At 34.1% G+C, this 16,766-nt stretch carries 10 protein-coding genes; 7 read left to right on the top strand and 3 right to left on the bottom strand.

Annotated elements, in window-relative coordinates; genetic code table 11:
• The first annotated feature begins 8 nt into the window (after nucleotides 1-8).
• The 3 genes from FEZ18_RS00970 to FEZ18_RS00960 all read left to right on the top strand — a co-directional run bounded on the left by FEZ18_RS00970 (nucleotide 9) and on the right by FEZ18_RS00960 (nucleotide 6,226).
• A complete protein-coding gene (locus FEZ18_RS00970; protein ID WP_153266583.1) occupies nucleotides 9-3,023 on the top strand; it encodes a SusC/RagA family TonB-linked outer membrane protein in 3,015 nt (1,004 codons plus the stop codon).
• 16 nt (nucleotides 3,024-3,039) lie between these two features.
• A complete protein-coding gene (locus FEZ18_RS00965) occupies nucleotides 3,040-4,560 on the top strand; it encodes a RagB/SusD family nutrient uptake outer membrane protein (protein ID WP_153266582.1) in 1,521 nt (506 codons plus the stop codon).
• Nucleotides 4,561-4,897: 337 nt separating this feature from the next.
• On the top strand, nucleotides 4,898-6,226 hold the full coding sequence (locus FEZ18_RS00960; RefSeq protein ID WP_153266581.1) for a saccharopine dehydrogenase C-terminal domain-containing protein: 1,329 nt from the start codon (nucleotides 4,898-4,900) through the stop codon (nucleotides 6,224-6,226).
• Between the two features lie 120 nt (nucleotides 6,227-6,346).
• On the opposite strand, the gene FEZ18_RS00955 is transcribed toward FEZ18_RS00960, so the two are convergent.
• Both FEZ18_RS00955 and FEZ18_RS00950 read right to left on the bottom strand, forming a co-directional pair.
• On the bottom strand, nucleotides 6,347-7,270 hold the full coding sequence (locus tag FEZ18_RS00955; RefSeq protein WP_153266580.1) for a mechanosensitive ion channel family protein: 924 nt from the start codon (nucleotides 7,268-7,270) through the stop codon (nucleotides 6,347-6,349).
• 193 nt (nucleotides 7,271-7,463) lie between these two features.
• On the bottom strand, nucleotides 7,464-7,664 hold the full coding sequence (locus FEZ18_RS00950) for a CsbD family protein (RefSeq protein ID WP_153266579.1): 201 nt from the start codon (nucleotides 7,662-7,664) through the stop codon (nucleotides 7,464-7,466).
• 486 nt (nucleotides 7,665-8,150) lie between these two features.
• Between FEZ18_RS00950 and trxB the strand changes: the two genes are divergently transcribed.
• The 4 genes from trxB to FEZ18_RS00930 all read left to right on the top strand — a co-directional run bounded on the left by trxB (nucleotide 8,151) and on the right by FEZ18_RS00930 (nucleotide 15,440).
• Nucleotides 8,151-9,098, top strand: a complete 948-nt coding sequence (trxB, locus tag FEZ18_RS00945; RefSeq protein WP_153266578.1) for a thioredoxin-disulfide reductase — start codon at nucleotides 8,151-8,153, stop codon at nucleotides 9,096-9,098.
• A gap of 493 nt (nucleotides 9,099-9,591) precedes the next feature.
• Complete coding sequence (locus tag FEZ18_RS00940; RefSeq protein WP_153266577.1) at nucleotides 9,592-12,822, top strand: SusC/RagA family TonB-linked outer membrane protein; 3,231 nt, start codon at nucleotides 9,592-9,594, stop codon at nucleotides 12,820-12,822.
• Nucleotides 12,823-12,835: 13 nt separating this feature from the next.
• Nucleotides 12,836-14,341 carry a RagB/SusD family nutrient uptake outer membrane protein gene (locus tag FEZ18_RS00935; RefSeq protein ID WP_153266576.1) on the top strand — a complete coding sequence of 502 codons (1,506 nt, stop codon included), beginning with the start codon at nucleotides 12,836-12,838 and terminating at the stop codon, nucleotides 14,339-14,341.
• Between the two features lie 193 nt (nucleotides 14,342-14,534).
• Entirely contained in the window at nucleotides 14,535-15,440 is a 906-nt protein-coding gene (locus tag FEZ18_RS00930) for a dihydrodipicolinate synthase family protein (RefSeq protein ID WP_153266575.1), read from the top strand.
• 559 nt (nucleotides 15,441-15,999) lie between these two features.
• Here FEZ18_RS00930 and FEZ18_RS00925 read toward each other — a convergent pair.
• Nucleotides 16,000-16,725: a FadR/GntR family transcriptional regulator gene (locus FEZ18_RS00925; protein ID WP_153266574.1), complete on the bottom strand. Its 726-nt coding sequence runs from the start codon at nucleotides 16,723-16,725 to the stop codon at nucleotides 16,000-16,002.
• Nucleotides 16,726-16,766 lie beyond the last annotated feature (41 nt).

The raw sequence follows: 16,766 nt of genomic DNA, 5'->3' as shown, positions 1-16,766 counted from the left end.
TGCTTTTTATGTTTGCATCATTTGGTTTTACAACCCATTCTTTTTCTCAAGGAATTGTAGTAAGTGGAACGGTTACAGATAACACGGGAGTGCCACTTCCAGGTGCAACAGTAACATTAAAAAGTACACCAACTGTTGGGACACAAACTGATTTTGATGGTAATTATTCCATTGAAGTACCAAGTAATCAAACCGTATTGGTTTATAGTTTCCTTGGTTTCTTACCTCAAGAAATAACGGTAGGAAATCAAACCTCTATAAATGTCTCTTTAGAAGAAAGCGCAGAGAGTTTAGACGAAGTTGTTATTGTGGGGTATGGTACGCAGAAAAAAGAGGAGGTTACTGCAGCAATTACATCTGTAGATGTTGCTGGTTTACAAAAGATCCCAACCGCCGATGTGGCTTCGTCGCTACAAGGTCAGGCCGCTGGTGTTAACGTGTCTACAGCATCTGGTGCACCGGGTAGTGATCCTGTAATACGAATAAGAGGATTAGGTACCATAGGGAATAATAATCCCTTATTTGTTATTGATGGAATTCCGGGAGACCTGTCGTATGTTAACCCAGCAGATATTGCGAATATTAGTATTTTAAAAGATGCTTCTGCAGCTACTATTTATGGTTCAAGAGCTTCAAACGGAGTGGTTATTGTTACCACAAAACGTGGTAAAACCGGGGAGCCTAAAGTATCTATTAATTCTTATATAAGTACACATACTGTTAGTGATAATATAAGTGTTGCAAACAGAGATCAACATAATCAAATTAAATTAGAAGCGTATAATAATGTTGGTGTGACTCCAGCACCTTATTTAACTAGTGGTGCACAGTACGCTGATTCTGATTGGGTTGGAGAATATATGGGTAGTGCTTTTGAGCAAAAGCATGATATTGGTATTTCTGGAGGTTCAGAAAAAATGAACTACAACTTCTCTGCAGGGTATTTTGACAATACAGGAACCGTTATAAATACAGGGTTCGATAGATTGAATGCTCGACTTAACATGGACTTTAAATTGCTTAACGATAGGTTAAAAGTATCCCCGGGCTTAAGTTATACCAGAGAAAATACACGTGGTATATTTGAACCAATTGGAGGCGGAAATGCTAGTTTTTCTCCGTTTTTAGATATTTATTCTCAATTGCCTCATAAAGCTATTTATGATGCAAACGCATTAAATGGTTTTGCAACACCACCATCTGAATTAGGATCGGGTAATCCAATTGGTTTAGGTAATTTAACAGACCGAACCAATCAGGATGATTATATGCAATTTAATATTTCTGCTACTTTAGAAATAATAGAAGGTTTAAATTATCAGTTTCAATATGGGGCTAATGTAGAAAACACACATTTCTCATATTTCTTACCAACTTATAATTTTGGAGCTCAATCTATAAATGTTAATCCATTTTTAGAGGAATCAAGATCAAGAACTAATGAGTGGACGTTAAACAACACGCTTAACTATCGTAAAAAATTTGGTAAGCATGACCTTGATGTATTATTAGGAATTTCTAGAGAGAAAAGTGAGTTTAGATCGGTTGGTGGTTCAAACAACACCTTAGCTTCAGATCAGTTAAAGGCTTTAAGTGCGGGTATTGGCGATGAATCGTCATTTGGGTTTAATTCAACAAATACCTTACAATCTTATTTTGGTCGTATTAACTACGATTTTAATAAAATATATTATTTACAAGCTAGTGTAAGACGCGATGGATCTTCGAGATTTGCATCCGACAATAAATACGGTGATTTTTATTCAGTTTCTCTAGGTTGGGCATTACATAATGAAGGGTTCTTTGAGTCGGATTTGTTTAGCCAGATTAAGCCTAGGTTTAGTTATGGGACATTGGGAAATCAGCTTATTGGAGAGCATTTGTTTTTAGCTCGAATTGGTTCTGGAGGACAACAATTAAATTATCCTTTTGGAGAAGGTGTTAGTCAAAATGTTTTTGTGGGTGCAATTGCCAATGCCTTGCCAACTCCAGATATTCAATGGGAGGAAACGGCGACTACAAATATGGGAATTGACTTAGGGCTTTTAAACAATAGCATTAAGGCAACATTCGATTATTTCATTTCTAAAACAACCGATATGTTGGTTTCTGTGCCTATTCCTTCTACATCGGGAATAACTACATTCCCATTAACTAATGGTGGGAATTTAGAAAATAAAGGCTGGGGATTATCATTAACCTATAACAGCAACTCAGATAAAGATTTCATTTTTGATGTTTCGGCTAATATAAGTAGTTCAAAAAATAAAGTAACTAAATTGGGAGTAGCCAACGAATCTTTCACCGATGGTTTTATAGAGTTTAATAACTTCCCAACGACAAGGACAGAAGTAGGCGGAGAAATAGGAAGGTTTTATTTATTTGAGGCCGATGGTATTTTCCAAAATCAAGCCGAAATTGATGCCCATGGTGTTCAGCCAGATGCCGCACCAGGTGATATAAGATTTACCGATTTAAATGGAGATGGTGTTTTAGGAGATGAAGACAAACGTTACATGGGTAGTGGTCTTCCAGATTTTGAATATGGACTAACTTTTAATGCCAAATACAAAAACTTCGATCTAAGTGTGTTTTTTCAAGGGACAGAAGGTAATAAGACCTACAATGGTGTAAAAATGTGGCTGTATCGAACAGACAGAAATAATATGTCTACAGATTTACTAAATGCCTGGACGCCTGCAAATGCAGGGAGCAATATTCCTAGAAATGCGTTTGGGGATCCTAATAACAACATTCGTCCGTCGAATTACTTCTTAGAAGATGGTTCATATTTACGACTAAAAAACATACAAATTGGATACACCCTACCAGAGGCATTGATTTCTAAAGTGGCTTTGTCTAACGCGAGAATATATTTTACGGCAAACAATTTGTTTACTATTACTAATTACTCTGGTTTCGATCCAGGTCTTGGTAATGGAGGTACGTTTACCAGAGGTGTAGATAGAGGGTTTTATCCTTTAACTAAGTCGTTTATACTAGGTGTAAATCTTTCATTATAAATTTAAAAAAAGAACAATGAAAAAACTAAAATATATAATATTAACGGTAGGCTTTATTGGAATTTTAAATTCCTGTAGTGACGATTTTATAAATGTTGAAAATAAAGAAGTTTTAACTGAAGAAAGTTTTTGGCAAACTGAAGATCATGCTATGCAGGCTTTAACATCGGCTTATGCTGCAATGCAAAGTGCTAGTGGTAGTAAATGGGCCTTTTTTGAAGAAATTTATACCTCTTTAGCCTATAGAGCAGATGATGTGGATAATAACACAGCGGAAACTTATGGACGAACGCTAGCAAGTTTTTCTAATACTACAGAAGAAAGTGGCCCTTACAATGTTTGGCAAGCAAGTTATGCTGGTATTGGACGAGCAAATCAAATATTACAACAAGTTCCTAATATGGAAGTGCTTTCTGAAAATATGAAAAAAACACTTATCGCTGAAGCTAAATTTTTAAGAGCTTACTACTATTTCTGGTTAGTAACTGGTTTTGAAAATGTGCCATTAGTAACTTCTTTTAGTGGCGATTTAAATGATTTGTTTCCAAGTCAAGCGACACCATCTGCAGTATGGGCTCAAATTGAAACAGATCTTACCGAAGCCGAAGCAGACTTGCCAACAAGCCATCCATCGGAGTGGAAAGGTAGAGCTACTTTAGGGGCAGCAAAATCCCTACTTGGTAAAGTGTATTTATTTCAAGAAAAATGGGGAGAGGCAGAAACGAAATTTCAAGAAGTTACAACTTTAGGATACGCATTACTACCAAACTATGCCGATAATTTTAACGGATTGGGAGAGAATGGCAGTGAAAGCATTTTTGAAATTCAGTTTTCAGCCGACCGCTCTAATGGAAACGACGAACGTCAAGTGTTAAATTATCAGGTTTCTCCATATGCTTTTGGGGGTTGGGAATTATTCTATCCTTCACAATGGTTAGAAGAACAAATGAAAACAGATTTAACCAGTACTGGAGAAATTAGTAATCGTGTTTATGAGAGTATTTTCTTTAACGATCCTAATTCTGAAATGTATAGTAGAGGCTCTCAGGAAATGAAGTCTTATACTGTTGTTGCCGACAGTTTAAACCACCCAAGATATTTTAAAAAATATGCTTTTAATGCCGATTTAGATAATTATAACGGCACAAACATTCCTGTAATACGTTATGCAGATGTTCTCCTCATGTATGCTGAAGCCTTAAATGAAAACAATAAAACTTCACTAGCTATAGATCAAGTTAATATTGTAAGAGCACGTGGCGGAGCTGCACCTTTAGGTGTTATGACTAAGGAAGAACTGCGCACTCAAATTCGTCATCATGAGCGTCCTGTTGAACTTGCTATGGAATTTGGTATACGTTGGTTCGATTTATACAGATGGCAACGTGGCAGTACAGCGACAGAATCGATAAAAACAACTCTGGAAAATCACAATAAACCATTTGCCGAGAATTTTCAAGATAAACACATAGTGTTTCCTATTCCGCTTCAGGAGATAAATATAAATTCTAATTTAACACCTAACCCTGGTTGGTAAATATGTTTTGGTGATGTAAACTTTAACTTGAAAAGAAAAACACCTAAGAGTAACTATTCTTAGGTGTTTTTTTATTTTACATCAGTGTCCAATCAAATAACGATTGCCAATTAAAAATATTTATTTATTCACTTAAATTAGGACGATAAAATAACATCTATTTTAAATAAAGTTTTAATATTTGTGATTCTCGGAATATCTTGCCTTTCCTTCGATTTAATGATTAATTTTTATTTTATTAAGTATTTAAATCGAAAAGAGTGTCGGGTTAGAGATTACCAAAAAACAATACTAAGCATAAAGGAGTTAGCAATTTTAAAAACCAAATAAAACACCAATGAAAAGCATTTTAATCTTAGGAGCTGGAATGGTTGTAAAGCCCATCGCTCATTATTTATTAGACAATAATTTTAAAGTTACCCTAGCAAGTCGCACGAAGGAGAAAGCCGAAAAAGTTATTGAAGGTCGTAAAAATGGAGAAGCGATTTCCTGGACTATCGACGATACAGATGTTTTAGATTCACTAATTAAGTCGCACGATCTTGTGGTGAGTCTTCTCCCTTATACTTACCATGTTCAAGTCGCTAAAAAGTGTATTGCTCATAAAAAAAACATGTTAACCACTTCTTATGTTTCGGCAGAAATGAAAGCTTTAAACGAGCAAGCAAAAGAAGCTGGAATAATCATTTTAAACGAGATAGGGGTTGATCCTGGCTACGATCATATGACAGCTATGGAAATTATCGATAAGGTTCATGAAGAAGGTGGAAAAATTGATGATTTTTATTCCTTATGTGGTGCACTTTGCGCTCCAGAAGCTTCAAATAACCCCTTTAGATATAAGTTTTCATGGTCGCCAAAAGGTGTTGTGTTAGCCAGTAATAACGATGCGCAATATCTAAAAAACGGCGAAGTGGTTAATTTAGATACTTCAGATTTATTTAAAAACCCCTTAGAAATTGATTTTCCTGAAGTAGAAAAAATGCACGTGTACCCAAACCGCGATTCCTTACCATATATAGATATTTATGGCATTCCCGAAGTAAAGACCATGTATAGAGGTACCTTTCGCTACCAAAATTGGTGCACCGCTTTCGATTTATTAAAATCACTAAACTTAACAGACCATAAAACCTTGAACTTAAAAGGGAAAACCTTTGCGCAAGTCACTGCAGAAGTAAACGGGTTTGAATCGGGCAATTTAAAGGAAACCATTAAAACTAAATTTAAAATGGCAGACAATCATCCCGGATTACAAGCCATAGAATGGTTGGGCGTTTTAGATGAAAAATCTGTTCATTTAGAGGAAGGCTCTACATTCGATTTGACATCAGATTTAATGATTGAAAAAATGATGATGGATGAGTCTGAAAGAGATATGGTTATTATGCAGCATATTTTCAACATAACTAAAGCAAATGGGGATAAAGAGAGCATTATATCTCGCATGTTAGACTATGGCAATTCAGAACACACCTCAATAGCTCGTACGGTAGCTCTCCCGGCAGCCATTGGAGTTAAAATGATTCTTAATGGAGAAATTAATGAAACTGGGGTGCATATTCCAATTAAGAAAACAATATACAAACCCATCCTTAAAGAATTAAAAACCTTGGGTATTGCTATGGTTGAAACCAGAAATAAAGAATATTTCAAAATTGGCTAAACTAATTCAAAATACGAATTCTAGAAAGTACAATTTATAACAAATTAGTGATTTCAAGAATAGACAAAATAATACTTTACACAGTTTAGACAGACACTATCCTAAAATCTGTGTAAGGTTTTATTCTGTTTCTAAATCTTTTGGATCTTTACGCACTCGTAAAGGGAAATCCTCTTCGTTACCATAAAGCTTAATTTCTTTAATATCGGCAGGCATGTTGAACCCTTTACTTTCAAGAGCCTCTTTCACTTCTTTAATAATTTCACCACGTAATACACGAGACGATTTCCTGTAGTCCATTGTTTTTACCCAGAAAAACACCTTTAAATTTACTGTGCTCGCTGCCAGCTCGTCTTCGATTACAAAGTTCTCGTGAGCAGCATCATTATGCACAATATTTGTGTTACTATTTAAAATATCATAAATCACCTGTTTTGCGGCTTCAATATCATCTTCATAACCTATGCCAACCACAAAATCGTTTCTAAAATAGCCATCTCCTGTGTAATTTTCTACAGGTTTCGTTAATACATCACTATTAGGTATATAAATATCACGACCATCAAACGTTTTTATATGTGTATATCTAAAATTTAATGCTTTTACCTTTCCAAAAAGTCCAGATACCATAATAGTATCATTCACATTAAACGGTCTGTTAAAAGCCAAAATTATGCCAGCAAGAAAATTTTTACCAATGTCTTGAAAAGCAAAACCTAATATTATAGCTGCACCACCAGCAGCGGTTAATATTCCTGTAGCAACCCCATTAAGACCGGCGACTTGAAGAGCTAAAAGTATTGCTATAAGTACAAAAATTATTTTTATGGCTTGAGCTAAAAAGCTCGCCATTAATGGGTCTTCGGCTTTTTTTAAAATTCGTTTTTTATAAATATTGGTTATAAGTTGAGCTATAAGAACTCCAGCTATAACTAACAAGATTCCTAAAGCTATTCTTGGTAATAATTCTAAAAACTTGTCATAATAATTTTCTATAGAATTTATTATAGTTTCTCTTGCAGTTTGTGGATTTGATGAAATCATAAAATTAGCACTAAATTAAATTTGGTTTCTTAGCCGTTTATTTTCAATTTTATTGTAATATAACTTGATTGTTTATCTTGTATAAGAGAAAAAATTAAGATTAATAATTTGGAAAGTGTAAGCCTCACAATTTTCTCGTCATAATAACAAAAATCCCATATTTCGGGATTTTTGTTAAATAAAAATTAAGGAATTAAAATTTTAGGTTGTCTAAAAATTCGTTAACTTGTTTTTTAGATTCGCCTGTGCGTTTTTGGATTTTCCCTAAAAGTTCATCTTCTTTACCTTCTTTGTAATCCAAATCATCATCGGTAAGGCTTCCCCACTTTTGTTTTAATTTTCCTTTAGCAATGTTCCAATTGCCTTTTACTTTATCTTGCCATGGTTTCGACATAATTTTTTAGTTTTAAGTTATTAATGTTAACCGCTATGATTAATCATTATCAAACTTAATATTAATGTATTAGACAAGTTAGCGCAATCCGTTTTAAAATTGATTCATTCAATATGTTATAGTCAATATGTTGAAACATACCAATAATCTGGTAAACTATTAACTCCATTTAATAATTATTAAAGTCTTCAAGTTTAATATATAAATTTTCATCTATTTAATTTAGTAGTACAAAACTTACCAAATAAATTTGTTAATCAATTAATTACATTTTAGTTTAAGGATATTAGAATTCAATCAAAAAAAATTGATACTTTACTCTACCTTATTAAAAACTGTAGCTCATTAAACACTCTTAATTTATATAATGTAATGATTGATGACTTTTTATAAACTAATCTTATATTTTAATAAGAACTGTTGATAACTTCTAGGAGGAGATTGCCTCAAAAAAGTTACTTTTGCAGTTATAAATTTTTTGAAAAGATGTCTGATACAATAGAAAAAGTAAAATGCCTAATAATAGGGTCTGGACCTGCAGGTTACACAGCTGCTATTTATGCGGCAAGAGCTAATATGAAACCCGTTTTATATCAAGGTACTCAGCCAGGCGGACAATTAACAACTACAAATGAAGTTGAAAACTTTCCTGGTTACCCTGATGGAATTACGGGACCAGAGATGATGATGGAATTACAAAAACAAGCCCAACGCTTTAGTACAGATGTGCGTGATGGTTGGGTGACTAAAGTGGATTTTTCTGGCGATATACATAAAGTGTGGGTAAACGATACCAAAGAGTTGCACTGCGAAACTGTGATTATTTCGACTGGAGCTGAAGCTAAATACTTAGGCTTAGAATCTGAGCAAAAGTATTTGAAATTGGGAGGTGGAGTTTCTGCTTGTGCGGTTTGTGATGGATTTTTCTACAAAAATCAAGAAGTAGTCATTGTTGGTGCTGGCGATTCAGCTTGTGAAGAAGCACATTACTTATCTAAACTTTGTAAGAAAGTGACGATGCTGGTTAGACGCGATGAGTTTAGAGCTTCTAAAATTATGGCGGCTAGAGTTAAAAATACAGAAAATATTGAAATACTCTATAATACTGAAACAGATGAGGTTTTAGGTGATGGTCAAGTGGTTACTGGTGTACGCGTATTTAATAATAAAACGAATGAGAAGCATGTAATTCCTGCAACAGGCTTTTTTGTGGCTATCGGGCATACTCCAAACACCGCTATTTTTAAGGATTATTTAGATTTAGATGAGACCGGATACATTATAAATGTTCCAGGAACATCAAAAACGAATGTCGATGGGGTATTTGTTTCTGGTGATGCTGCAGACAATGTTTATCGACAAGCTGTAACAGCTGCTGGTACTGGTTGCATGGCTGCATTGGATGCAGAACGTTATTTGGCGGCAAAAGAATAGTAAAAATACTTTTAGAAATGCGTTTTACTCATGTAGCGCAATTTAAATAAACCCCTTGGGCGAAACTCAAGGGGTTTATTATTTTGTTATGAACACTTATATATCCTGTCTTTTTATATTTTCTAAAGGAGACGATGCAAAAGTTTGCTGCAATTTGTCATGCTTTATACATTTCACCAAATCTTTCTTATCTCCAAAAACGAATCCAATTTAATTATTGTTTTTATTCCCTAATTATACCTTCGATTAATAAGTTTTTCCAACATTTTTATAGCGCTTAACAGTCTTGTAAAAATCTTGTTAAAAATTTTAAAAAAGTGCTTAAATAGGCATTATTCAATGCTTTAAATAATGACGAAAACGTTTTAGTTTTTAAAAATAGATGTTAAAAATTTGATTTTGTGTTAATTTTTTTTTTAGTATTGCATTATGTAATACATAATACTTATTGCAAATAACTAAACTAATTTTAACTAACGTAATTCATTTTAGTATGAAAAAAAGAAAGTTTTATATCAATTATTTGATATTTATGTTGCTTTTTTCTGTGCCAATTTTAACATTTGGTCAGGAAAAAACAATTACAGGAACAGTGGTTTCAGCTGGAGATAATATGCCTTTATTAGGTGCTACTGTTATCATTAAAGGCACTACAACTGGGGCATCAACAGATTTTGATGGGGTTTACTCTATAAATGCGAGTACAGGTGATGTTCTTGTATTTACTTATATTGGCTACAAAGAGACCGAGATTACTGTTGGTAATGAGAGTGTTATTAATGTGTCTTTAGTTGAAGATGCTAGTGTTTTAGATGAAGTTGTTATTACAGGTTACGGTAAACAAACCAGAGCCACCTTAACCACATCGATTTCAAAATTAGATACACAAATTTTAGAAACCTCTACGCGATCGAACGCGGCAACGGCTTTACAAGGTACTATTGCTGGTTTAAGAGTAACAAACAATACGGGTCAACCTGGGTCTACACCATCAATCGTTTTACGTGGTGGTACTGGTTTTGATGGAAGCGGGTCTCCTTTAGTTTTAATCGATGGTGTTCAAGGTTCTTTTTACGCTTTAAATGCCGACGATATTGAATCAATTGAAGTATTAAAAGATGCAGCTGCAACAGCAATATACGGTGCAAGATCTGCGAACGGTGTTATTTTAGTAACCACCAAAACAGGAAAAGTAGGACGGTCTTCTATGAGCTACAAATACAAGTTTAGTATGAACGAGCGCAGAGATGATCAAAAGTTCTTAGGTGCTGCAGATTTTATCACCTATAACCGTCAAGCAGTTGCTAATTATACAGAAGTGACAGGTAGAACGAATTTTGACTCTGGATTTTTAAATAATGGAAGTACAGCCTTTTCAACAGGAAACAATACCACAGATTCGGCATTTACAACACAGTTTCTTACTGATGATAATCGATATTTGCTAAGTCAGCCAGGTTGGAACACTGTTACAGATCCATTAAACCCTAGCAGACAAATATTATATTTAGATAATGATGTTAGTGACAATATCTATCAAGAAAGTGTCTCTAAAGACCATTATTTATCTTTTGATGGAGGAAATGAAAAAGGCACTTATTATCTAGGTTTAGGTTTTTTGGATAACGATGGTTTAATTTTAGGTTCTGGATTTAAAAGATACTCAGGGAAATTTTCTGGATCTTATAATATTAATGAAAAGCTTAAAGTAAATTCTAATATATTATATAGTCACTCTAATCTTAATAGAAGCCCGTTAGGTGGAGATGATACCGTTTTTAGAAGATTTGCAGGACAAGCGCCTACTTCTAGAACTTATGACAACAATCCAGATGGAACTTTGTCAAACATCTTAAGTCCAGGTACTAATGCAGGTTTTGGTAATCCTTTGTATTATCAGGATAAATTTGTTAGGAAAAATCTAGAACAACGTTTAACAGCATCTGTTGGTATTGATTACGATATTATAGAAAATTTAACGGCTTCCGTAAAAGCAAGTCACTTCACAATAAATAATCATGATGAAGCTTTTAATAGGGCTTATAGACAAGGGAGTACATCAAGCACACTCAACACATCGCGTAACGCATCAACTAGTTTAACGAGAACTTTAAGAAATCAACTCACAGGAACTTTAGATTATGGCGTTAATTTTGGAAACCATAAGTTTAATGCGCTGTTAGGAGCTGAGTATTTTAAAGAAAATGTGTTTTCTTCTTTTGCAAGCACAAAAGGCTCTCCAACCGATTTAATTGAAACACTTAATGCTGGAGCAGAGCCAACTGGAGCTTCAAGTTTTGAAACCGAATATGCACTGGTATCAACATTTGGTCGATTATTATACGATTTTGATAGCAAGTATTTAGTCTCTGCAACGTTTAGGCGTGATGGATCTTCACAACTAGGAAATAAAAAGTTTGACTTTTTCCCTAGTGTGTCTTTAGGATGGAATGCTCATAATGAGCAGTTTATACAAAACTCGTTTTTGGGCAAATTTGTATCTCAATTAAAACCTAGAATAAGTTATGGCGAGAATGGAAATTTAGAAGTTATTTCTGATCGGGGCAACTTCCTTGTTTTTGGCTCTTATGGCTCTCAAGGCACATACAATGGCCAAACAGGTTATGCCAATACTGGTTTACCAACATTAGATCTTGTTTGGGAGAAATCTACTACCTTTAATGTTGGTTTAGATATATCATTCTTTGATAACCGCCTTAATTTCATAACTGATGTTTATTCTAGAGATGTTAAGGATAAGCTTGCTGATTTAACATTGCCTTATTATACTGGATTTAGCAGTGTACTTACAAATAACGGAACAATTAGAAATAAAGGTTTTGAATTGGAAATGAATGCCGATGTTATTCGAAACGAAAATGTGACTTGGAACATAGGAGCAACCGTTACTAGTAACAAGAATTATGTAATTAAGTTACCTGAAAACGATAATGAATTGAATAGGCAAGGCGGAACAGAAATTTACAATCCTACAACTGGACAAAATGAATGGGTTGGTGGTCTGCAAGAAGGGCAACGAGTTGGTAATGATTTAATTGTAACTTATGAGCAAGATTACATCTATGCGAATCAAGACGCTGTGGATGCTCACGCTACTAGAGTTGATGAGCTATTACCTAATGGGACACAACGTTTTCCTGGTGATGTGGCTTGGGTAGACCAAAATGGTGATAATGTAATTAATAGTTTAGATAGAAAAGTTATTGGTAGAGCAACACCAGATTTTGTTGGTGGTTTTACATCTAGTTTAACTTACAAAAATTTTAATTTATTTATTAAAACTGATTTTGCTACGGGACACCTTGTAAATAATCATATTCGAGTTAAAGGTCTAGCGCAAACACAAGGTAACTTAAATCAACCTGTTGAAGTATTAAATTCTTGGACGCCTACTAATACTGATACAGATTTACCGCGTTTCATATTTGTAGACGCTCAAAGAAATATATTAAGAGGTAACTTTGGTTCGACTCGTTTCTGGGAAAAAGGAGATTATTTAGCTTTAAGAGAAATAACCTTAAGCTATAACGTACCGACAGAATATTTTAAAAATGTTATTAACAACTTGAGTATTTATGTTACAGGTTCTAATTTACATTATTTTAAAAGTTACAGTGGTGACTCTCCAGAGAAAGGAGGCGTGCAGTTTGGTGAATTTCCTATGCCTAGAACGGTTACTATAGGGTTAAATGTTTCATTTTAAATAATTACAAACAATGAAAAAATATATATACATTTTATTTGCATTGCTAGGATTGAGTTCATGCGAAAGCGAACTTGAAATTACAAGCCCTAGTCAATTAACAGCCGCCGGTTTTTGGGATACCGAAGAAGGTGCAAGAGCTGCTCATACGGGGTTGTATGGCACATACCGCAGTAGTAACTTTAATTTTTGGTTATTAGGAGAAATAAGAAGCGACATATGGGGTGGAAACACATTTGAGTCACCTTCATTTATTAGTCTAATTGAGTCTAATATAACGGCAACAACAGCTCCATTTGGTGGCTGGAGTGGTTTTTATTCAAACATTCATAAGCTTAACGATTTTATTGTTAATGCACCCAATGTTGCATTTGTTAATGAATCGGATAGGAATCATTTACTTGGTCAAGCTTATGGTTTAAGAGCCTTTTATTATTATACCCTTTTAAAAACTTGGGGCGACGTTCCAATTTCATTAGAGCCTTTGGCTGATATAAGTCCTGAAGGATTGAGTAAAGCTAGATCACCTCAAAGTGAGGTTATGGAATTAGTTAAGTCTGATATTGCTATGTCTTTAAGTTTATTTGGATCAGATAATAGTTTTTGGGCAGATAGTAAGGTGTATTGGTCTAAAGCTGCAACATTAGCGCTTAAAGGAGATGTTTTCATATGGTCTGGTAATGTATTAGGTGGTGGTGCGGCAGATTTTACTGAGGCCAAATCTGCTTTAAATCAAATTGCAAGCCTAGGCGTTAGTTTAGAAAATGATTATGCTAATTTATGGGGTATCGATAATGAAGGTAATGATGAGTTTATTTTTGCGGTGCAGTACAAGGAGAATGAGGCCTCTAACTTTTATAACAGTTTTACAGGAAGAGCTACCGAAATTTCACCTACATTTAATAGTGACGGTACGTCAATGCAAGATTTTGTAATAAATGGTGCAAATAGATTTGGTCCAGAAGAAAAAACATTGTTATTATTAGATGATAATGACGATACTCGTAAAGCCGCTAATTTTATTTATTTATATTCCAATGATAATGGCGGAGCTGGATATCCAAACTATGACGCCGCAAATTATTTTGGTGCGGTGTTCTCTAAGTTTTTGGGTAGAGAAGATGGTGCAGGAGGTAGAATTTTTGAGAGTGATGTACCAGTTTATAGATATGCAGATGTTCTTTTATTGTTAGCCGAAGCAAAAAATTTATTAGGAGAGGACCCTTCGGGTGAAATAAACCAAATAAGAGAACGAGCTTATGGTGCTAATTATAATCCTGCGATTCATGCTTATACAAATAGCTCGCAAACTGATAATGCCAATGCTATTTTAGATGAGCGTTATAAAGAGTTTATTGGAGAAGGTAAAAGATGGTGGGATTTAAGACGAGCTGGTAATAGTTTTGTCATAAATAATGTGCCTTTTTTAAATCCTGGCGATGAATATAAAATGTTACTACCTATTACAGCAGATATGATAGGAAGAAACCCATTGCTGGTTCAAACACCAGGTTACTAAATAATTATTTTATTAGTTAGATAGTAAACAAAAGAGAGTTTGAGTAAATAGCTTGAACTCTCTTTTTTTACGTTTTGAACTAAAATACGACATTAAATCTTATAAAACATCCATAATTAAAACAGGTGATACCCATACAAGTGATATAATGGATATGGCATAAGACCGATGAAAAAACAATACATATAAACACATGAAAATAAAAAATTTAATAGCTGCAGCTTATGCACCTATGCACAAAGACGGTTCTTTGAATACCGCAAAGATTAAAGATTATAGTCAGTTTTTAATCAATAATAAAGTTTCAGGTATTTTTATGAATGGATCTACAGGAGATTTTACATCCTTATCTACTGCAGAGCGCAAAGAAATAACCTTAGCTTGGTCTCAAAACAAATCGGAAGATTTATATTTAATCGATCACGTTGGTCATGCCAATTTGCATGAAGCAAAAGAATTGGCAACTTATGCTGCAGATAAAGTGGACGCCATTGCGGTTTTAGCGCCTTATTACTTTAGGTTAAATGCCATCGATAAATTGGTTCAGTATTGTAAAGAAGTGGCTGCCTGTGCACCTCATATTCCGTTCTATTATTATCATATTCCTGTTTTAACAGGGGCTAATTTTAATATGAATGATTTTTTAAAACTTGCAGAAAACGAAATACCCAATTTGGCAGGTATTAAGTTTACTAATAATAATTTAATAGATTTTCAGCATAGTAAAAAAGTATCAAACGGTAAATTTAATATACTTTTTGGGTACGACGAATTATTTATTAACAGCTTGCCTTTAGGTGCAACAGGATGGGTTGGTAGCACATACAACCATTTAGCACCATTGTATTACAAAATAAAAGATCTTTTCGAGAAAGGTAAAATGGCAGAGGCTGCAGACTTACAAACAAAAGCCATTCGATTCGTAGAAATTTTAGACAGTAAAGGGGGCTTTAATGGTGTAGGTAAAGGGTTTATGAGAGTGTTGGGTATCGATTGCGGTCCATCGCGATTCCCGCATTCTACTTTGACGGATAATGATTATAAAATTATAAAACAAGAACTAGACGCTATTGGTTTAGCCGATTTGTTCAGTAAATAATACCATTAGAACATAAAGTTTTAGAAATTCTAGTTTTAAAAGTCATCTTTAAATCATCTATTTAAAGGTGGCTTTTTTGTTTTAAATCTGGTCTTGGTTTTGAATGGAAGTGTTTACGAGATAATACCAATTTAATTTTTAAATTTCGTATTGTTAATTTGAATTATTTTTTGCTCAGATGAGATTGAAATCGCAGATTCACAAACTCGTTATTTTACTATAATATGGGCGTGAGCTAAAATCAAAGCATAGCCAAAGTGGTTTTGTATTGTACTAAAATACAGACGAAAAAGAACTTCGAAGCGCATCATGAACACCTATTTATAAAATAGAAAGATGTGAGTAAACGAATTATAGGCGACATGACATGGTTAATTGGGTATTGGTATAATGCGAGATATCATTGCGCCCAGTTAAATCTTAAAAAACAATAAGTTTTAGCGTTTCTAGGGTACTTTAGTAGAAGACCGTATCCCGAATAAAAATCCTTAACTCTTTTCGGCTTTTGCTCGATAGTAATAACTTCATGTGCGATTTTGTAAAGACAATACCGAAAAAATTATAGTTTAACCATGGCTAAAATACGATCAAAGTGCGGTTCAAGATGATTTCGCATGGCTTCTCTAAATGTTGCCGCATCGCCGTCTTTTAATATTTTAAACAAATCCCTATGTGTGACAAACTCTCCTTTAGAATATTTATAATCTTTAGCACCTTCTGGCATATTGTCGTGTACATATTCAAAAACAGGCAATAAAAGGTTTTGAAACCGCTGTAATGTCGTGTTGCGAGACATTTCATATAATTTTCCGTGAAAAGCAATTTCGTGTTCTAAACTAAAAATTGTGGTATCTTGTTCTTCTTTTTCTTGCTTAGAAACAATTTTGTCTAGTACAGCAATGTCTTCCGGGGTTTTTCTAGCAAATAATAAATCGGCCATACCCATTTCTAAAATCAATCGGAGCTCGAAAATATCGACTAAGGCTTCTTCTCCTAGTAAATTGTATTGAATAGCTTTTTCAAAGTTTTGTATAATATCAGGTTGAGTTAGCACCATCCCACTTCGTTTTTTGGACTCTATTACACCTATGGTTCTCAATCTTAAAAGCGCTTCTCGAATAACGGTTCTACTTACACCTAAAGCTGATGCAAACTCTAATTCTTTCGGTATAGGATCACCGATTTTTAAATTATTGTCTTTAAAATATTGTTTTAATCGAAGCTCTACTTTATCTACAAGCGATAAGTTTTCTATGGGTACTATTTTTTTGAGGTTTGTTTTCATGTAATTTATTTTGTAAAACACGTTATACAAATAGATAATTC

Origin of the sequence: Oceanihabitans sp. IOP_32, assembly GCF_009498295.1 — a bacterium.
Taxonomy (GTDB): Bacteria; Bacteroidota; Bacteroidia; order Flavobacteriales; family Flavobacteriaceae; genus Wocania; species Wocania indica.
This window is presented reverse-complemented; position numbering and strand designations above follow the sequence as displayed.